Genomic DNA, 18104 nt, shown 5'->3' with positions numbered 1-18104 from the left:
ATCAACCGCGCTAACTTGGGTATGGAAGTTATGCACGAGCGCAATGCTCACAACTTCCCTCTCGACTTGGCTAGTGCTGAAGTTGCTCCTGTTGCAATCAGCGCTCCTGCTATCAACGGTTAATCTTCATGTAGAGACGCGATATATCGCGCCTCTACTAGATAAATAAAAGAGCGTCCTCCGAAAGGGGCGCTTTTTGTTTGTGTTTAATTGCAGTAAAAGGGACTGGGGATTGGGTTTTCACGCGTAAAAATTTTGGTAATTAATTGTGCTTACTGCTTTTGCTGCGAATAATTTTTACCGTGATTTAAAATCCCGTAATTGGGGCTAAAAAGTAATGCTAATAGAAATAATGCCGATACTACTAAAACAATAGCCGGCCCGGAGGGTAAATTATAAAAATAACTGAGGTACATACCGCTGATACTAGAAATTACCCCAATTACTGCTCCTAAAATCATGACTTCGTGCAGGCGTTTAACTAATAAATAAGCGGTTGCTCCTGGTGTAATTAACAGTGATAGTACGAGAATAACACCAACGGCTTTCATGCTGGCGACAATTGTTAAAGCAATTAGCAGCATCAGTCCAAAGTTGAGCCGATTTACTGGTAAACCTGCTGCTTGAGCACCTAAAGGATCAAAGGTATAAAATAGCAGTTCTTTGTATAACAAAAAGACCACTATGAACACTATGGCAGCAATGATGGCTGTGTCTCGCACATCTTGTGCAGTCACGCCGAGAATATTGCCAAAGAGAAAGTGATTGAGGTCAATTTTATTTTCTTTTTGAATTACGGTAATCAAAGTTATACCAAGGGCAAAGAATGCCGAAAAAACTATTCCCATTGCTGCGTCTTCTTTAATGGGCGATCGCGTTCTGATCAAGGCGATGCACATTGTACTGACGACACCCGCAATAAACGCGCCAATAAAAATATTACCTCCCAATAAAAAAGCGATCGCCAGTCCCGGCAAAACCGAGTGACTGATAGCATCACCCAGCAAAGCTAACCGCTGCACCATCAAGTAACTACCCACAACAGCACACAACATGCCTACTAAAATGGCGATGACAAGCGATCGCTGCATAAAGCCATACTGTAAAGGCTCAATCAACGCTTGCAGTAATTCATAATTCATAATTCATAATTCATAATTTTTATGCTGCCTCTTTCCAAAAGATTACATTACCACTGTAGGCGCGGGACAAATTTTCTTCAGTTAATACCTGCTGTCGAGAACCTGTAGCAATTACTTCGCGATTTAATAAAATCAACTCATCAAAATGAGTGATAGATTCCCCTAAGTCATGGTTGACAACAAGAACTATTTTTCCAGCAGCAGCGAGTTCGTGAAATACTTCAAAAATGACTGACTGAGTTTTCTGATCGATACCCACAAACGGCTCATCAAAGCAAAAAATTTCCGCTTCCTGTGCTAAAGCACGCGCTAAAAATACCCGTTGTTGCTGTCCTCCCGAAAGCTGTCCGATGGGACGGTTACGGTATTCAATTATGCCTACTCTTTCCAAAGCAGCTTTTGCTACCTGCCGACTCACTGTACTAAAACTACGCAACCAACCTGTTTTCTTCACCCTTCCCATCATCACTACATCCCAAACTGTAGCGGGATAAGTCCAGTCTATTTGACTGCGTTGCGGTACATAAGCAACTTTCTCCAGTTGCTGTGTCAAAGGTTTTTCTTTATACAGCACCGTACCGCTACTGGGAACTAACCCCAACATCGCCTTCATCAAAGTGCTTTTACCAGCACCATTGGGGCCAAATATACCTGTTAGTTGTCCTGCTTTCACAGTACAGTTTACGTCCGTGAGGGCTTCTACTGCCCGATAATGCACGCTTAAATGGGCAATGGTAATGGCATCGTTAGCATCAGTATCAATAGATGTTATCGCTGGAGTGAGCATTTCTACTGTTCGTTTCTGGAGTAGAGTTGGCTGTAAAAATATGGTTTCCATAATTATGTTTTCATAGTTCTTACTTCAGCTTACTATAAAAATGAAAAGAATATGAAAACATCTATAGCTGGGATAATGTTGAACATACATGAAGCTAATGCTACAGGCGGAAGGCACAAACAAGTCAAAAGTCAAAAGTCAAGAGTCAAGAGTCAAGAGTCAAAAGATTCCTCCACCCTTCCCCTCTCACCCTCCCACACCCCCCACACTTCCCACACTCCCCACCCCTCCCCCTCATCACTCTGGTGGCAGCAATTCCCCCATCACCTATGTCTGGGAATAGTTTTACCGCTTGCGTTATTTGGTTGTACACCATCGAATTCTTCTAACCCAGCGGCAGATGGCAAGCCGCAAGTTGTAGCAACTAGCACTATTATTGCCGATCTGGCTGAGGAAGTTGGCGGAGACGAAATTCAGCTAAAGGGAATTCTCCAACCGGGTACAGATCCGCATGTTTACGAACCAAGACCACAAGATAGTAAGTTTTTAGAAGAAGCGGACTTGATTTTGTATAACGGTTACAACTTAGAACCTGGACTAATTAAGTTAATGAATGCAGCAGGAACTAAGGCGCGGAAGTTAGCGGTGGGAGAGGTAGCAAAGCCGTTACAACTGGAAAAAAGCAAAGGCGAGGTAGTCCCAGATCCGCACGTTTGGGGTGATGTGAAAAATGCGATCGCAATGGTGAACGCGATTCGGGATGCTTTAATTGAGTTATCACCAGAAGACAAAGCAGAATTTACCCAAAACGCGCAGCAACTTACTACGGAATTAAAGCGGTTAGATACCTGGATTACTCAACAAATTCAAACTATCCCTCCAGATAAGCGCAAACTTGTAACCACCCACGATGCATTTCAATATTACGGACGCGCTTACAACATACCAATTGCAGGTACATTAATTGGTATTAGTACAGAAGAACAACCCAGCGCTCAAACAGTCAAGCAACTGGTAGAGTCAATTAAAAAAATAGGTGTTCCGGCGATTTTTGCGGAAACTACAATTAACCCTGCTTTGATTAAAACTGTAGCGCAAGAAGCAGGGGTGAAATTAGCACCGCGTCAACTTTATTCTGATTCCATTGGTGCGCCTGGAAGTGATGGTGATTCTTATAGCAAAATGATGCAGGCGAATACACAGACTATTGTCGAAGCATTGGCAGGAAAGTACACGCCGTTTCAATCTGCTACTTCAAAGAAAAATTGATATCCTCTGGGCATTAGCTTGAACTGGCAAATGTGTTACCAAGTTCCAGCTTGGTAATGAGGGGATTTTGATTCGCTGGTAGTACTTGTACTATATCTGGTTCCCAGCCAGAGAAACGCCTACTCTTCTACTATTTCAAATAAATCTTCTAACAACACATCAAACGTCTGAGCTAATTTTTTGAGGGCAGTCAGGTCAACAGTTGACCTTTGCGGCAAGCGCATGTAAGTTTTTACCGTACCATATGGCACACCTGAGCGATCGGATACTTCCTTAATCGTCCACCCTTCTTTGTCAGCAAATTCTTGAATGCGTAACCTTACCAAACCCATGCTTGACAGATAGCGAATTTTCACTGTAGTGTTATGTTCAATAATAAAGCGATCGCCTCGGTCTGTCAAACTCAAGCGATCGCTAAATAAAACCGTACAAACTCGTAAAGGCTTCTAGTAAAAGCCACTTACGAAGTTATATTACGAAATTACATTATGATCATAACACCACAACCCCAATCACAGCCAGCTCACCCTTTGGCTAGGTTTGTCACCCCAGAAGCGATCGCTCTCCTCCTCAAAATCAAAATCGAGCAGATTAAAGATATCCGGTTATGGCCTAATGTAATTTTGGTGGTGGCAAAAGGATTAACAAGATTTGTTAGCTATGCCGACTTGCCCCCAATTGTCGAAGCCGAACCACCTCAAAAACAGGATTTCGCTCGTTGGCGCAAACGCTGGAAAAAGAACGAAACTAAGCAAGCACCCGAATTTTGGGGCGAATTTTACAAGCATAAATTTTGGCAGGCTGCTTGTGTGAATCAACTCCAGACTTGGGGAGAACTGGTGAACGCAATTAAATTTACCCTCTGCCCAAAAGTGCTAGAGTTCTTGAGAGGTGAGTATTTTGAAGCAAAGCGCAAATACCAAGTCTGTTCAGTTTGACCCTTGACTCTTGACTCTTGACTGTCGCCACGAAAAATAAGCTGATGTGCATTTAAGTTGTATAATCAGGGCGGGCGAGACGCCCACCCCACAAGAGTTTGATTTTTTTGAGAATGCAAATTAAATGCCTTTTAGCTTATCTGTCTTTTCAGCGCAGTAGCTTAAAGGTTTTTCGTTGCCTTGGAATAATTTAGATTACGATAGAATTGTAGAATTGTTAAGGCTTATTTACAGAATTTGCAGATCCTCCCAAATTCTGTTAAAGCAGTCCACCACTATATATAAACTGTAATCCCCTTTAGAGTACTGGAACGCCCTTATTATGACGCTCCCAATCCGTAACGTCGCTATTATCGCCCACGTAGACCACGGCAAAACAACCCTCGTTGATGCTCTCCTCAAACAATCCGGTATTTTCCGTGAAGGTGAAGACGTTCCGGATTGCGTCATGGACTCCAACGCCCTTGAACGAGAACGAGGAATTACTATTCTGTCTAAAAATACAGCAGTCAAGTATAAAGACACACTGATTAATATTGTCGATACTCCTGGACACGCTGACTTTGGCGGTGAAGTTGAACGTGTACTCGGCATGGTTGATGGTTGCATCCTGATTGTAGATGCCAACGAAGGCCCTATGCCTCAGACTCGCTTTGTGTTGAAAAAGGCACTAGAAAAAGGATTACGTCCCATTGTCGTAGTTAACAAGATTGACCGTCCGCAAGCAGATCCCTACGGTGCAATTGATAAAGTACTGGATCTGTTCCTAGAATTAGGTGCAGACGAAGACCAGTGTGATTTTCCTTATCTGTTCGCCTCTGGTTTAAGTGGTTATGCCAAAAATGACTTGGATGATGAACCTAAGGATATGCAGCCGTTGTTTGATGCGATTCTGCGTCATGTTCCACCACCAGTAGGCGATGTAAATAAACCATTGCAGCTGCAAGTTACCACCCTAGATTATTCTGAATATCTGGGACGGATTGTGATTGGCAGAATTCACAACGGTAAGATCCGCATGGGACAGCAAGCGGCTTTGGTGACAGAAAAGGGTGATATTGTCAAAGCCAAAATCACCAAGTTGATGGGCTTTGAAGGCTTAAAGCGGGTGGAAATGGAAGAAGCTTCTGCTGGTTATATTGTGGCAGTGGCTGGTTTTGCTGATGCAAATATTGGTGAAACAATCACCGATCCCAATGAACCCCAGGCTTTACCACTGATTAAAGTAGATGAACCCACTTTACAGATGACCTTCTGGGTGAACGATTCACCTTTTGCCGGTCAAGAAGGAAAACTGGTGACATCTCGGCAAGTGCGCGATCGCCTTTTGCGGGAACTGGAAACCAACGTCGCCCTGCGCGTCGAAGAAACCGACTCTCCCGATAAATTCCTCGTTTCTGGTCGTGGTGAGTTGCACCTGGGTATTTTAATCGAAACCATGCGCCGTGAAGGTTATGAGTTTCAAGTCTCCCAGCCTCAGGTAATTTACCGCGAAGTCAACGGACAACCCTGTGAACCTTACGAACTCTTAGTTCTAGACGTTCCTGAAGATGGTGTTGGTAGCTGCATTGAACGCTTAGGACAACGCAAGGGCGAAATGCAAGATATGCAAGTTGGTGGTAATGGACGCACCCAACTAGAGTTCGTGATTCCCGCCCGTGGATTAATTGGTTTCCGAGGTGAATTCATGCGGATGACACGGGGGGAAGGGATCATGAACCATAGCTTCCTAGACTACCGTCCCATCACTGGTGATATTGAAGCCCGCAACAAAGGTGTGTTAATTGCTTTTGAAGAGGGTGTGTCTACCTTCTACGCCATGAAGAATGCCGAAGATAGAGGTGTATTCTTTATCACTCCTGGCACGAAGGTCTATAAGGGCATGATTGTCGGCGAACACAATCGTCCCCAAGACTTAGAACTAAATGTCTGTAAGACCAAGCAGCTTACCAACCACCGCGCTTCTAGCGGTGAAGAATTGGTGCAGTTGCAAGCACCAGTAGAAATGAGCTTAGAGCGTGCTTTAGAGTACATTGGGCCCGATGAATTGGTGGAAGTAACTCCCCAGTCAATTCGTCTGCGGAAGATGGCAAAGAAGTTGGCTAGGCGTTAGTAGTTAGTTGTTAACTACTAGAACGTCGATGGTGACAAGGGGGAGAAATTCTTCCTTGTCTTCCTTGTCTCCCGTGTCCCCCTTCCCAGTTCCTGCTTTTCCTTCCAGCTTGACTCCAGAATGTTTTTTTTTATTGGCAAGTCCCTTAGTACAACATTTTGTAAGTTCATAGCGAAATATTTGCACAAAGACTCTGCTACCTGGTGCGCTTAACTTTGCGAGCCTCTGCGTTTCAAATCGCTACTTTTTTATGCAAAACTGTACTTAGCCCCACTCTCCCTTACTGCGGGTACTCGTGAGAAACATAGGGAACTTCTACTATTTCACCCGTGGCTTCTCCAACTTGGACTTGCAAACCTGCACCACCGGCTTTGGTACGGATATAGCCCAAACCATGATAACCTTCAGTGGTTTCTGTGCAGCTAGTTAGCTTGCCGATTTTTTCATCGCCGACTGTAATTGTTGTTCCTGGTTCGACGAGGGCGCTTAAACGTATACCCCAAAGGTGCTGTTTTACACCTTTATAAGTATTTAAACGGGCGATGGTTTCTTGTCCGATATAACAACCTTTGTTAAAAGAAATTGTTTGCCATAATCCGGCTTCCAGAGGATTGTAATCATCTGTTAGTTCCTGTTCGGAAGCAGGGCGACCTTGTATAATTCGCAACGCTTCCCAAGCGCGATCGCTCATGGGAACTGCGCCCAATTCCACAATTTTGTTCCAAATAGTTTCTTTAACAGAGGCTGGCAAAATCAGGGTGTATCCTGGGGAAGCTAAACCACTACCAACAGCAAAGATGACCCCTCCTTTATCCCCCTCGTTCACGGAGGGGATGGAGAGGTGATTTCCGTAGGGTTGATCGATAATTGTCCCAGCACCCAGCTTTTCGACAATGGCATCACTTCCCGGGCCTATCAGGCTGAAGGTTGCAGTTTCATCAGTGATATCGGTTAGCTGTACCTTGTCAGCAAAAAAGATGTAGCGATCTAGCCATTGCATCAAAAACTCACGACGGTTAGGCGAAACCAACAATAGCACCGCATCTTCCATGACATAGCTTGTCACTAAGTCAATAGTACGACCCGTGGATGTAACAAAAACTGTATCGCAGCCTTGACCTGGTTTAAGTGTTTGAAAATCGTTAGTGCTTTGGTTGTGCAAAAAGCGGAGGCGATCGTCATCAGAAACTTTGATGCGTCCCCAATGGGAGCGATCGCATACTGCAACTGTTGTTTGTGCTGCTTGGATAGCTGCTGTGTCTTTGGCGTCAATAGCAGATGTGGACATGGTGATAGTTTAGCTTTTAAATTATAAATGATGAATATTTCATAATTTACATCCAATGGAACTTAGTACAGCTTTGTGTATTTTAAACGCAGAGGGACGCAGAGTAGGCGCACCAGGGGCGCAGAGTCTTTCCACATTTAATTCGTTACGAATTTGTACAATGTTGTACTTATTTTTACTTTTGACTCTTTACTTGTTTAGTATCTGCAATTAACTGCCGAAAGCGCTTATCCCCTGCGATTAAATCAAAGTCTATATCTGCTTCTGCTTGTTGTTTATATCTGGGGTTAAGATTTATTGCCTTTTGTAAATTTTCCAAAGCTAATTCTACTTTTTCTTGTAATGCATAACAAGCTGCTTTGTTGTAATATGCGTTGGCATAGTCGGGTTTAATTTTCAAAGCATTGTCAAAGCTTTCAATCGCTTCATCGTCATAGCCAAGCATGACTAGGGCATAACCCCGGTTATTCCAAGCTTTATAGGAGTCAGGATTGAGTTTAATTGCTTCATCAAAAGATGCGATCGCTTTTTCATATTGTTCCAAGTCTTGCAGCGCTAGTCCGCGGTTTAACCAAGCAACAGCATCGTCTGGCTTGATTTTTGTAGCTCGATCAAAACAGGTTAAAGCTTCTTTATGTCGCCGTAAAAATCCTAGGGCTGCGCCTTTGTCGCACCAAGCTTGATGATAATCAGGATTGATTTTTAGGGCTTGTTCGTAGGAAGCGATCGCGTCTTTGTATTGCTTCAACCTGCTAAGTGACATACCCCGTTTCAACCAGATTACAGGGTCGTCTGGTTTAATTTTAATGGCTTTTTTGTAGAGAGCGATCGCATTTTCGTAGCGTCTTTCTGAGAAAAGCATATCTCCCTGTTTGAGATAATCATCAGCAGTCAATTTATCCTGTGGTTGAATAGATTCTGAGTCTTCAGATTGCTGCGGTGCTAACTCTATTGTTTCCTGAATATCCGCGATCGCAGCTTCAAGATTAGATGGAGGTGTAATTTCAGAAAATTGCTCCAATAACTGCTCTTTTTGTTGTTGAGCTTCCATTTGCAATTGTGAGAGTTGAGATAGAAAATCAGACTTTAATTTTTCTAGCTTCTCTAGAATGAAAGATTTTTGTTCTTGTGCATGCAATTGTAATTCAGAAAATTGAGAAGCAAATTCAGAACCTGATTTTTCTAAACTCTCAAGAGCTAGTTCTTTTCTGCGTTGAGTATCTATCAGCAATGCAGAGAGTTGTGAAGCCAACTCTGTCTGCAATTTCTCTAACCTTTTGAGAACTCGCTGCTTTTGCTGCTGAGCATCTGACTGTATATCATTAAGCTCAGATGTTAACTCAGATATTGATTTTTCTAGTTCTGCAAATACCTGGTCTTTTTGTTGTTGAGTGCCTAACTGCATTTGAGTAAGTTGTGCAGCAAATTCCGCCTGCAATTTCTCCAAACTTTTCAGAACTCGCTGCTTTTGTTGCTGCATATCAGATTGCACATCATTAAGTTGAGTTGTTAATTCAGATATTGATTTACTTAGCTCTGCAAATACTTGTTCTTTTTGTTGTTGAGTTCCTATTTGCAACTCAGATAATTGGGCAGCAAATTCCAACTGTGATTTCTGCAAGCTTTCTAGAATTTGTTGCTTTTGTTGCTGTACTTCCGACTGCCAACCATTTAATTGAGATGCAAATTGGGATATTAAATCTTGCTTTGATTGTTCTAAATCTGTAAAAGCTTCTTCTTTTTCTTGTTGACTCACTAACTGCAACTCAGAAATTTGTGTAGTAAATTCTGACTGCAATTTAGTCAAACTTGCCAAAATTTGCTCTTGTTGTTGCTGAACTTCCGATTGCCATCCCAATAGTTGAGATGTCAATTCCTGGCGTGATTTTTCTAAATCTGCAAATATTTGTTCTTGATTTTGTTGAGTTTCTAATTGCAATTGCACAAGTTGTGCAGCAAATTCTGATTGCAAATTTTCCATACTTTCCATAATTTGCTGTTTTTGTTGCTGAGCATTTGACTGCACTGCATGTAGTTCAGTTGTCAGTTCAGCAATGGATTTATTTATATTTGCTAAGGCTTGCTCTTTTTCTTGTTGAGTACCTAAGTGCAATTCAGTCAGTTGATCTGAAAATTCTGCTTGCAATCTTGTTAAACTTTGCAAAAATTGTTCTTGTTGTTGCTGAACTTCCAATTGACGACTAGCCAATTGAGATGTAAATTCTTGGCGTGATTTATCTAAATCTGCAAAAGTTTGTTCCTTTTGTTTTTGATTCTCGAACTGGAATTCAGATATTTGTGATATGAGTTCTGATTTTAATTTTCCTAAAGTATCAAGAGTTATATTTTTTTGATGTTGAGCATCTAACTCTAATTCAGCCAATCGCGAACCAAATTCTGACTCTATATTTTTTAATTCTTGTTTCGAGGTATTGATTTGTTTTTCTAATTCTGTTAAATACTGTGCCTTTGACTGAGATATCTCTGATGGAATTATAGATATCATCTGTTGTCGCAATGCTTCTGCTTCTTTTTCTAATTCGGCGGTGATGGTTTGGGCTTGTTGTATGCTGCTTTGGGCTGTTTGCTTGACACTGATGAGTTGTTTTTGCAATTCTTCCAGTTCGTTTAGCTGTTCCATCGTTCTATCGACTATTTCCCGAACTACAGCCCTTCGCAGTAGCCAAAATGATGCAATTACCGCAACTGGAAATAGAGTGAGTATAACTACCCAGATATTCAGCAGGTTGCGCGTACGGCCAAAAGCCCTGTCTACTTCAGTTTGGACTAGTTTTTGAATTTGCTGTTCTTGCTGTTGTTGATTAGCAGGGGGGGGAGATGGTGTGAGTTGAGCGCTGACATCACCAACAGATACCAGGACTGCGGAAAAAACCATAGCGCCTTTCAGCAGAAATGCGTAGAGAATTTGATGCTTGCTCTTCATGAGTAAACCATCCTTAATCCGTTGGTTAATTTTGAAGCGGCGTGCCTATTTCCAATCTACCAGCCCTGATTTGAGGTTGTAGCAATCTTGGACAGAACCCACTCTCCATCATAGAACAAGGACGTTCTTGGTTGTTTGTTGCGCCAAACATCTACATTATTAACAACAAACAAGCACCTAGACAAAATTTTTTCACCAATTTAAGTCAAATTGCTAAATCTGCACTTGAGCTTCTTTGATATGTTTTTCTGCTTGCTTCCAAATATTTATCAGAGTATCATTAAGCCGAATATATTTTTTTCTGAAGATATTAGAATTAACTGGTACTTGATATTTTTGAGCTAACGGTACACCTTTGATAGCGAAACTACTAGGCAACCATAATACCCGTCGCAATTCTAAGAAGCCAGCAGATATAGAAGTAGAACAATTACCTTCGTGGCAATAACGCCAGATAATTTGAGCATCGTTGTAGCAGTTTAAGGCTTTCGACAATGCTTTGGCACTATCATGATTCTTGATTGCTGATGATTGTTGAATAATATCGTTAAAATTAGATTTGAGCTTGTTAAGCTGAGCGGAATACTCCTGATATTCCATCTTTGTATCCACTGCTGTCGCGAAATTATACGAATTTTTCACAAAAGATTCTAATTTGAGATTAGCAATTTTATATTTAATATCTGCTAATTTATGCTGATAAGTCGATAAAAGGTTTTTACTTTTTTCTGATACAGTTGTACCAGGCGGAATAGTTTCTAAAACTTGAATAGCATTTTTTATTTTAGATTCTGCTTTCCCTAAAGAATCTAGATTAGGTTGATTTTGATTAATTTTGTCTACTTCTCTATTCAATGCTTCTGAACTATTAAAAGCAGTAACTGCTATTTGTTCTTTCTCAATGAGTTGATTAAGTTCACCCAACTTAATTTGATATTGTTTTAATTCTTGTTGAGCTTTTGCATAAATATTTACATCTGGTGGGATATTTTTCAAGCTAGCGATCGCTTTGGCTAAATCTGAGTAAATAGCCTGCCATGACTGTAGAGAAATAATAGTATTTTCATCAACACTTCACTACATCAACTTTAAAGAAGTAATTCAATTCAAGTAACTGTCACAAAGTGTATACACCAAGACGGATCGCAAAGGGAATAGAAAATATGATATTTCCTCTGCCCTCTTGATGAATTCACAAATTTTCGCACTATGAAGCACTATGCCATACTCTTAGCGGTGCGTTGTTAACGTAGTGTAACGGACTCTACTAAGCACTCACTATTGGGGTTTTTCTTGGGAATTAGAATCAGATTTGCTTGCTTGAGGCTGCTTTTGTTTCGCGAGATTTTCGGCAGCTTGCTTAAATAATGGTTCTATTTTCTTTCGCCAGTATTTAAGATTGGGCAATTTTTCTGGAGTGTTTTTATAAGCTAAAACTTTATCCCATTGACCATTATCAAGTGCCTGATTAATATCATTAAATAAAGCTTCCGATTTTGCCCAATCTTGCTGCCATTGGGCAATCATTTCTGCCGTTTCTTTAAAACTAGAAGCACTGACTGGTATAGACTTCATCTGTTCGACAGCACCATCTAAATCTCCAGATTCATACTTCTCTCTAGCTTGTTCGAGAATGCTGGCAGTGCTTGAATTGGGGATTTTCCCTTTCGATTTCCCTGATTCTGATGTTGGTGAAGATGACGATTCCAATGTTTCTGGTGGTGAAGTTTCTACATCCACCACAGGTTTTGGCTTGGGAACTGGACGCCTGGCAATGATGGTATTATCATCTACTGTTTTGACTGCAATGCCCTTGTCTCGCAGGCAAGTAACCCATTCTTCATTATTTTTGATCGCATCGGAGTATATCCAAGCGGAATTTTTTGGGTCGAGTTTCACTTCCACCCAACCGCCTTTTGTTCGTTTGCCGGTTACTTCAAACTTAGTGCCACCTTTAACAGTTTGCACGATATTATTACTAGCGATCGCACTTGGTTCAGAACGGATATTAGCTTTGCTATAGCCAACCATAGCCAAGCAGTTGTGTGCTGTAGTTGTAGTCTCATGACCTCCTGAAATGTTGGCAGTAAAATTTTGTACATTCTTAACCAAAAATGGAGTAATTGCAGCAGCACTACCAGCCAAAATCACTATAATCCCTAGCTGCAATAAATCGAGACTACTCGAACTTCTTAGGACTGAGACGGGTTTAGGGGCTGCTTGTGGTGTTGGGGATACAGAATTTGCGGGTGCAACAGCGATAGTTTTCTGCTGAGACTGAATTGATGGGGATTTGACAAGCTGGTAGCCAGAATTTTTGGGGTATTGTGCAGACTGTGGGTGGATACCAAGCGATTGCAATGCTTGCAGCGCTTCTGTAGCGGTTTGATAGCGGTCTTTAAAGTGATAACGTATCATGTTGGTCAGTACCGCCGCTAAATTTTTGTTGACAGGTACTAAATTGTGCCAAAGGATTTCGCCAGTTTGGGCGTCTTCTTGCAAATCCATTGGCCCTACTCCCGTCAACGCTTGAATGGCAATGATACCCAAAGCATAGATATCACTGTTGGGGCGGGGTTTGCCTTGTCCTTGTTCGGTGGGCATATAACCGGGAGTGCCAATGGCTACTGTCGCAGAGAACTGTCCGGCTGCGTTTAACTCTGCATATCCGGAGGGCGATGTATCGGCAAAACCCACTTCACGTGTACGTAATCGTTTGACAGCCCCAAAGTCTACTAAAACTAATTTATTATCCGAGTCGCGACGGATGAGATTTTCTGGCTTGATATCGCGGTGAATTACGCCTTGGCTGTGGACAAATTCTAGGATACCCAGAACTTCTATTAACAAATCGATAACTTCGGCTTCAGTCCACATTTCACCAGGAATCAGTTCATCAATGAGGGGATGTCCTTCAATGAATTCTTGTACTAAGTAGAATTCTTGGTTTTCGTCAAAATAAGCCAAAAGTCGGGGAATTTGGTCGTGATTACCTAACTTTTCTAATGTTTCGGCTTCACTGTGAAACAAGCGCTTGGCAGTATTAAACACTGAGGAATCCGCACTGACTGGCTTGAGGTGCTTGACCACACAAATTGGGTTTCCCGGTCGTTTTGTATCTTCGGCAATGTAGGTTTCACCAAATCCTCCTGTTGCCAGAACTCGGATGATTTGGTAACGGTGGTCTAATAACTTGCCAATCATGTTCCCTCCCCACTGTTAACACCCAAATTTTCAGGATGGTAATAAATATCTCCAAACTTTTCTCAATAAAATCCGCTATCTTGAGAAAAGATTTGGATGTAAAACCCAGTTTTTTAATAAATACACCTTGTTAATTCTGCTTTCAATAACATTTTTTCATACCCATGCCACCTAAAATAACCAACTCAATCGCGTGGCAGCAGGCTGAACTCCTCATGCAACCTGCTTTCATTCGCGTTGTAGATAATATTCGCAAGCTGCTGGATGTATCTGATTGGAAGGGAACATACCAGGATGTACTGATTTGGCCCCCAGACACATCAGATGACACAAAAGCTGTTGTCACAGGACTTTTGCAAGAACTGGAAGCTGCTACACCAGAGAAAGCTGTGGAAATTAGAGAGACACTTGCCCGTATGCCAATGCCCCATCCAGGATATCACTTGTGTTTGCAGCGTCAAGAGCAAGAAGTAAACGTTGATTTGTGGGAATTGTGTTATCAAGTGTGTTTTCTTGACTACAATCCTTTAATCAATGATGCAGTTGAGATTGATACTAGTTTAATCGATGAGGTCGGTGATGTGAACTGGCACAGGTTGGATACCAAGGCGAAGGAGTTAGTTGAAGGAGTGTTTGCAAGTTTACCGGAGTGACCTCACCCCCTGTCCCTCTCCGCTTGCGGAGAGGGGAGTTTTTTGGATGAACTGCGAAGAAGGGATAAAGAGGGCGATCGCTTTTTTGTTATGTTGCAAAATAGCCCACAGGCTGGAAGCTTGGGGCTATGCGAATGAAGCCCGCCTTTGCGGGCTGGGAGGTGAAAGATTGTAGCTAGGTATAGGTTTACGAAGGGCGTCTATTCACCTAACTGAACTATTTGCGTTGGTTTCCAACTATCCAAGCCCTAAACACGTACAGCTTAAATTAACAAAGAAAATATTGGCGTCAGTAATTGCACGGTGGCAGGGCTAGTGTTAGCGCTTTGTCAAGAAAATAGAAGATGAGAAAAAGCACGTGCTAGTATCGGGCAAAAGCTATCACTATGAGGATATATGACTGAAGTTAATTTAGACGAGATTAAACTTAAGGAACTGCTCAAAATAGCGATGGTTGAGGTACTTCAAGAGCAGAAAGAGGTAATTTCTGATTTATTGGCAGAAATCATAGAAGACATAGCCTTAGAAAAGGCAATTAAGGAAGGTGAAAATACTGAAACAGTCAGCCGTGAAGCTATTTTCAAAATATTTGGAAAGTAAAGGATGAATGTAGAGTTCAGAAAAAGTTTTGAGAAAGATTTGGGTAATATTCACGACGAAGCCTTGCTTCAAAGAATTAAGTCAGTCATTGAAGAGGTGGAGAATGCTGAAAATCTTAAAGATGTGGGCAATCTGAAAAAACTCAAAGCTGACGGTGACTATTATCGGATCAGAATTGGAGATTACAGAATAGGTCTAACAGTATCTGAGGATGTGGTAATTTTTGTGAGAGTATTGCACAGGAAAGATGTTTATAGATACTTTCCATAAGGCGACAATCTGCGATCGCTCTTTTGCCGCTGTCAGTTTTTCGCAATCGGTTCGCAGTACCATTTAAGCGGAAACCAATCTCTCCACGAGTAATTCTGCAATGATGCCTATACGCCAAAATCTATCAAAGCCTGATATTCAACTTTCTTATTTAGAGTGGAACCAAGGTCAAGAACCTTTACTATTGCTACACGGTTTAGCCGACCATGCCTTAGTTTGGTCTAGCTTGGGAGATTACCTAGCAGCAGATTACCACATAGTCGCACCAGATATGCGCGGTCATGGGGAAAGTAGTAAGCCAGATAAAGACTATCGCTTTGAAAGTGCGATCGCAGATCTAGAAGCATTGATGGATAAATTAGGATGGGCAAGTACTCATGTGGTGGCGCACTCTTGGAGTGGTAAATTAGCTTGCATCTGGGCAAGGCAACATCCAGAACGGTTGCGGAGTATGATTCTTGTTGATCCGATTTTCATCTGGAAAATGCCCAGCTTGTTTAAGCTAACATTTCCGTTGTTGTATCGCGTTTTGTCGTTTCTCAAAATGATGGGCCCCTTTGCTAGTTACGAAGAAGCCGAACAACAAGCGCGTCAATTAAGCCAATATCAAGGATGGAGTCCCTTACAACAGCAAGTTTTCCAAGTAGGTATCGAACAAAAACAGGATGGTAGCTGGGGTAGTAAGTTTACAATTGCCGCCCGCGATCGCATTTTTGAGGAAGTCATACAGATCCCCGGTTTAACAGTCCCCATTCACACTCCCGCCCTGTTTGTACAGCCAGAAAAAGGAGTTAACCGCCAAGATTGGCAACTCAAGCCCTACAAAACATACCTGAAAAATTTACGTTTATGCAAAGTTCCTGGCAATCATTGGCCGTTTTTGAGTCAGCCAGAGGCTTTTAACCAAACTGTAGAAGCTTTCTTGAAGGAAAATAAATAATCAGCGCAAAGATATGTAGTCCTACTCTGGTTTTTTGTGCCAATTGCCATCTTCCCCTTTTTCGTAGTCTCGTTTCACTGCTGCCCAAGCCACGCGAAAAGCCGTTTCCTCTTCACCATATTCTTTTTCGGCATTGTTGAAGGCTGCAAGAAATATCTCCGCCGCGTGTTTGGGCAGATGCTTTTTCACAGAGTCTGGTAAATCCGCAATATCCTGATATGGCATAGATTCACACTCCAAACGCTAGTCCTCACCTCACTAGCTTTCATCTGAGTTAACAGATTTCCATCAGCCCTCAGTAATAAACACAACTCATGCTGCGGGTATGTTCTGAACTCAATCTCTTACAAACGCGATCAAAATTGATGCCGAAAAATCTCAGCTGAAGTATAAATGTGTCTACGGTAAAGTTGGGTATTCAGTACAAGCAACAGATATTGCCACACCAATTATGAAAAGTCAAATCCTAGCCATAGCAACATTTACAGCCACAATCAGCTTTAGTCAAACTGCTCTCGCTGCGAATTCAGAACATATAAGACAGTTGTTAGCAAGCAAGCAATGTCAAAACTGTGACCTCAGCGGCGCGGGGTTAATAATGGCTGACTTGAGTAATGCGAATCTAAAAGGAGCTAATCTTACAGGTGCTAACCTCAGCCGCGCTAACCTGAGTGGCGCTGATTTGACTGGTGCAGACTTGAGCGGCGCTGGTTTATTTGGTGTAAATTTGAGCGGTGCTAAGCTCAATGGGGCAATTCTAATTGGTGCAGACTTGCGAAATACTTATCTAGTCAATGCAGAATTGACTGGCGTTAATCTCAACAGTGCTAACTTGCAAGGTGCATTTGGCATACCATTACAAATTGCCAAACCAGAAGAATTTTATGCTTGGGGTGTGGCTGAAGCGCAAAAAGGTAATCAGCAGCGAGCCTTAGAATATTTTAATCAAGCGATCGCAGCTAAACCTGACTTTGCTGGTGCTTACCTAGCTCGTGCCATTGCTCGCTACCAACTATTTGACAGACAAGGCGCTTTTCAAGATGCCCAAATAGCAGAAAAATTATTTACAAATCAAAACGATAATGATGGAAGACAAACAGCACAAGCTTTTATTAAAGAACTGCAAACACCCCAAACCGCAAAGTTAGATCGTGGTAAACCCAGTTTTATGGACTTCTTAGGAAGTCTTACCTCTGTCTTGCTTCAATTCATGCCATTTTAGGAAGAGGGGGAGATGGGGAGATGGGGGTAGTAGGGGTAGTAACCACCAACAACCAACAAATTATTAACTTAATATCATATTTTGTCTGGCATAAATATTAAGTAACACAAATAACTGATACATTTTGTGATGTGAGCCACACTAAATAAAGGAGTTTTAAAGCGATCGCAATGGACATAGATGAACTTCTCTGGCGTTATCGGTCAGGAGAAAGAAATTTCAAAGGCGCAAACCTCATCGGTGGTTACTTGTATGGCGTAAATCTTAGTGGAGCGAATTTACAAGGAGCATCTCTGAGTGAAGTTGATTTGAGTCAAGCAAACTTAGTGGGAGTTAATCTCAGAGAAGCTTCTTTGGTTCGAGCCAACCTCACGGGAGCAAACCTTACAGGAGCTAATCTAAATGGAGCAAATCTGTTTGAAGCCAAGCTTACAGGAGCCATACTCGATGGGGCGCACCTGAAAATGGCAGATTTAATAGATGCTGACTTTACCGCTGCCAACTTACAGGGAGCTAATCTCTACGGGGCATATCTCACTGGGACAATGTTGTATGGTGCAATCATGCCAGATGGCATAATTCACGAGTAAGCAAAGCGGTTAGCTGCTCTCTTGGAATCGGGGCATGGAAATAAATAGTAGCCTTTCTGATATTTTGAAATAATCACTACAGGAGATGTGCCGAAAGTTGAGATGACGGCGCGAAGGAAATCAAAATGTCAGACAATCTCAGAAGCAGAGTTG

At 42.0% G+C, this 18104-nt stretch carries 19 protein-coding genes and 1 pseudogene; 11 read left to right on the top strand and 9 right to left on the bottom strand.

Annotated elements, in window-relative coordinates; translation table 11 throughout:
* Positions 1-123 (top strand): annotated as a pseudogene (locus HXY43_RS20625) (photosystem II q(b) protein); the annotation flags it as partial.
* Positions 124-272: 149 nt separating this feature from the next.
* Here HXY43_RS20625 and HXY43_RS20620 read toward each other — a convergent pair.
* Together HXY43_RS20620 and HXY43_RS20615 are read right to left on the bottom strand one after the other, a co-directional pair.
* Positions 273-1142, bottom strand: coding sequence for a metal ABC transporter permease (locus HXY43_RS20620; RefSeq protein WP_290886980.1), 870 nt, complete (start codon positions 1140-1142; stop codon positions 273-275).
* A gap of 19 nt (positions 1143-1161) precedes the next feature.
* Positions 1162-1980 (bottom strand): metal ABC transporter ATP-binding protein, encoded by an 819-nt coding sequence (locus tag HXY43_RS20615; protein WP_290886977.1) that lies wholly within the window; start codon positions 1978-1980, stop codon positions 1162-1164.
* Positions 1981-2031: 51 nt separating this feature from the next.
* Between HXY43_RS20615 and HXY43_RS20610 the strand changes: the two genes are divergently transcribed.
* Positions 2032-3189 (top strand): metal ABC transporter substrate-binding protein, encoded by a 1158-nt coding sequence (locus HXY43_RS20610; protein WP_290886974.1) that lies wholly within the window; start codon positions 2032-2034, stop codon positions 3187-3189.
* A 119-nt stretch (positions 3190-3308) separates the two neighbouring features.
* Here HXY43_RS20610 and HXY43_RS20605 read toward each other — a convergent pair whose 3' ends face one another.
* Complete coding sequence (locus HXY43_RS20605; protein ID WP_026731598.1) at positions 3309-3521, bottom strand: helix-turn-helix transcriptional regulator; 213 nt, start codon at positions 3519-3521, stop codon at positions 3309-3311.
* Positions 3522-3677: 156 nt separating this feature from the next.
* On the opposite strand from HXY43_RS20605, the gene HXY43_RS20600 reads away from it, so the two are divergent.
* The gene (locus HXY43_RS20600; RefSeq protein ID WP_290886971.1) at positions 3678-4127 is read left to right on the top strand and encodes a hypothetical protein; all 450 of its coding nucleotides are present in this window, start codon (positions 3678-3680) and stop codon (positions 4125-4127) included.
* A gap of 322 nt (positions 4128-4449) precedes the next feature.
* Positions 4450-6240: a translational GTPase TypA gene (typA, locus tag HXY43_RS20595; protein WP_290886968.1), complete on the top strand. Its 1791-nt coding sequence runs from the start codon at positions 4450-4452 to the stop codon at positions 6238-6240.
* A gap of 3 nt (positions 6241-6243) precedes the next feature.
* Here typA and HXY43_RS20590 read toward each other — a convergent pair whose 3' ends face one another.
* From HXY43_RS20590 to HXY43_RS20570, 5 genes are all read right to left on the bottom strand, one after another.
* On the bottom strand, positions 6244-6426 hold the full coding sequence (locus tag HXY43_RS20590; protein WP_290886965.1) for a hypothetical protein: 183 nt from the start codon (positions 6424-6426) through the stop codon (positions 6244-6246).
* Between the two features lie 94 nt (positions 6427-6520).
* Positions 6521-7528 carry a folate-binding protein gene (locus HXY43_RS20585; protein ID WP_290886962.1) on the bottom strand — a complete coding sequence of 336 codons (1008 nt, stop codon included), beginning with the start codon at positions 7526-7528 and terminating at the stop codon, positions 6521-6523.
* Positions 7529-7703: 175 nt separating this feature from the next.
* The gene (locus tag HXY43_RS20580; protein WP_290886959.1) at positions 7704-10472 is read right to left on the bottom strand and encodes a tetratricopeptide repeat protein; all 2769 of its coding nucleotides are present in this window, start codon (positions 10470-10472) and stop codon (positions 7704-7706) included.
* Positions 10473-10685: 213 nt separating this feature from the next.
* Positions 10686-11468 (bottom strand): hypothetical protein, encoded by a 783-nt coding sequence (locus HXY43_RS20575; protein ID WP_290886956.1) that lies wholly within the window; start codon positions 11466-11468, stop codon positions 10686-10688.
* Between the two features lie 282 nt (positions 11469-11750).
* On the bottom strand, positions 11751-13676 hold the full coding sequence (locus tag HXY43_RS20570; RefSeq protein ID WP_290886953.1) for a serine/threonine protein kinase: 1926 nt from the start codon (positions 13674-13676) through the stop codon (positions 11751-11753).
* A 164-nt stretch (positions 13677-13840) separates the two neighbouring features.
* On the opposite strand from HXY43_RS20570, the gene HXY43_RS20565 reads away from it, so the two are divergent.
* The 5 genes from HXY43_RS20565 (at position 13841) to HXY43_RS20545 (ending at position 16139) form a co-directional block, all read left to right on the top strand.
* Entirely contained in the window at positions 13841-14329 is a 489-nt protein-coding gene (locus tag HXY43_RS20565; protein ID WP_290886950.1) for a hypothetical protein, read from the top strand.
* 46 nt (positions 14330-14375) lie between these two features.
* On the top strand, positions 14376-14504 hold the full coding sequence (locus HXY43_RS20560) for a hypothetical protein (protein WP_290886947.1): 129 nt from the start codon (positions 14376-14378) through the stop codon (positions 14502-14504).
* A gap of 221 nt (positions 14505-14725) precedes the next feature.
* The gene (locus tag HXY43_RS20555) at positions 14726-14929 is read left to right on the top strand and encodes a hypothetical protein (RefSeq protein WP_290886944.1); all 204 of its coding nucleotides are present in this window, start codon (positions 14726-14728) and stop codon (positions 14927-14929) included.
* Positions 14930-14932: 3 nt separating this feature from the next.
* Positions 14933-15199 (top strand): type II toxin-antitoxin system RelE/ParE family toxin, encoded by a 267-nt coding sequence (locus HXY43_RS20550; protein WP_290886941.1) that lies wholly within the window; start codon positions 14933-14935, stop codon positions 15197-15199.
* Between the two features lie 103 nt (positions 15200-15302).
* On the top strand, positions 15303-16139 hold the full coding sequence (locus HXY43_RS20545) for an alpha/beta hydrolase (RefSeq protein WP_290886991.1): 837 nt from the start codon (positions 15303-15305) through the stop codon (positions 16137-16139).
* A 21-nt stretch (positions 16140-16160) separates the two neighbouring features.
* Here HXY43_RS20545 and HXY43_RS20540 read toward each other — a convergent pair whose 3' ends face one another.
* Positions 16161-16364 (bottom strand): ChaB family protein, encoded by a 204-nt coding sequence (locus HXY43_RS20540; protein WP_026731607.1) that lies wholly within the window; start codon positions 16362-16364, stop codon positions 16161-16163.
* A gap of 226 nt (positions 16365-16590) precedes the next feature.
* Between HXY43_RS20540 and HXY43_RS20535 the strand changes: the two genes are divergently transcribed.
* The gene (locus HXY43_RS20535) at positions 16591-17361 is read left to right on the top strand and encodes a pentapeptide repeat-containing protein (RefSeq protein ID WP_290886937.1); all 771 of its coding nucleotides are present in this window, start codon (positions 16591-16593) and stop codon (positions 17359-17361) included.
* Positions 17362-17531: 170 nt separating this feature from the next.
* Positions 17532-17951, top strand: a complete 420-nt coding sequence (locus HXY43_RS20530; protein WP_290886934.1) for a pentapeptide repeat-containing protein — start codon at positions 17532-17534, stop codon at positions 17949-17951.
* Positions 17952-18104: the final 153 nt, after the last annotated feature.

This window comes from Fischerella sp. (assembly GCF_013388695.1).
Lineage (GTDB): Bacteria > Cyanobacteriota > Cyanobacteriia > Cyanobacteriales > Nostocaceae > PCC9605.
This window is presented reverse-complemented; position numbering and strand designations above follow the sequence as displayed.

Coding starts and splice junctions, on each gene's coding strand:
- HXY43_RS20540 (WP_026731607.1), bottom strand. CDS start 16,364: ATGCCATATCAGGATATTGCGGATTTACCAGACTCTGTGAAAAAGCAT.
- HXY43_RS20585 (WP_290886962.1), bottom strand. CDS start 7,528: ATGTCCACATCTGCTATTGACGCCAAAGACACAGCAGCTATCCAAGCA.
- HXY43_RS20620 (WP_290886980.1), bottom strand. CDS start 1,142: ATGAATTATGAATTACTGCAAGCGTTGATTGAGCCTTTACAGTATGGC.
- HXY43_RS20570 (WP_290886953.1), bottom strand. CDS start 13,676: ATGATTGGCAAGTTATTAGACCACCGTTACCAAATCATCCGAGTTCTG.
- HXY43_RS20550 (WP_290886941.1), top strand. CDS start 14,933: ATGAATGTAGAGTTCAGAAAAAGTTTTGAGAAAGATTTGGGTAATATT.
- HXY43_RS20530 (WP_290886934.1), top strand. CDS start 17,532: ATGGACATAGATGAACTTCTCTGGCGTTATCGGTCAGGAGAAAGAAAT.
- HXY43_RS20605 (WP_026731598.1), bottom strand. CDS start 3,521: ATGGGTTTGGTAAGGTTACGCATTCAAGAATTTGCTGACAAAGAAGGG.
- HXY43_RS20555 (WP_290886944.1), top strand. CDS start 14,726: ATGACTGAAGTTAATTTAGACGAGATTAAACTTAAGGAACTGCTCAAA.
- HXY43_RS20580 (WP_290886959.1), bottom strand. CDS start 10,472: ATGAAGAGCAAGCATCAAATTCTCTACGCATTTCTGCTGAAAGGCGCT.
- typA (WP_290886968.1), top strand. CDS start 4,450: ATGACGCTCCCAATCCGTAACGTCGCTATTATCGCCCACGTAGACCAC.
- HXY43_RS20545 (WP_290886991.1), top strand. CDS start 15,303: ATGCCTATACGCCAAAATCTATCAAAGCCTGATATTCAACTTTCTTAT.
- HXY43_RS20565 (WP_290886950.1), top strand. CDS start 13,841: ATGCCACCTAAAATAACCAACTCAATCGCGTGGCAGCAGGCTGAACTC.
- HXY43_RS20615 (WP_290886977.1), bottom strand. CDS start 1,980: ATGGAAACCATATTTTTACAGCCAACTCTACTCCAGAAACGAACAGTA.
- HXY43_RS20600 (WP_290886971.1), top strand. CDS start 3,678: ATGATCATAACACCACAACCCCAATCACAGCCAGCTCACCCTTTGGCT.
- HXY43_RS20610 (WP_290886974.1), top strand. CDS start 2,032: ATGAAAACATCTATAGCTGGGATAATGTTGAACATACATGAAGCTAAT.
- HXY43_RS20560 (WP_290886947.1), top strand. CDS start 14,376: ATGAACTGCGAAGAAGGGATAAAGAGGGCGATCGCTTTTTTGTTATGT.
- HXY43_RS20535 (WP_290886937.1), top strand. CDS start 16,591: ATGAAAAGTCAAATCCTAGCCATAGCAACATTTACAGCCACAATCAGC.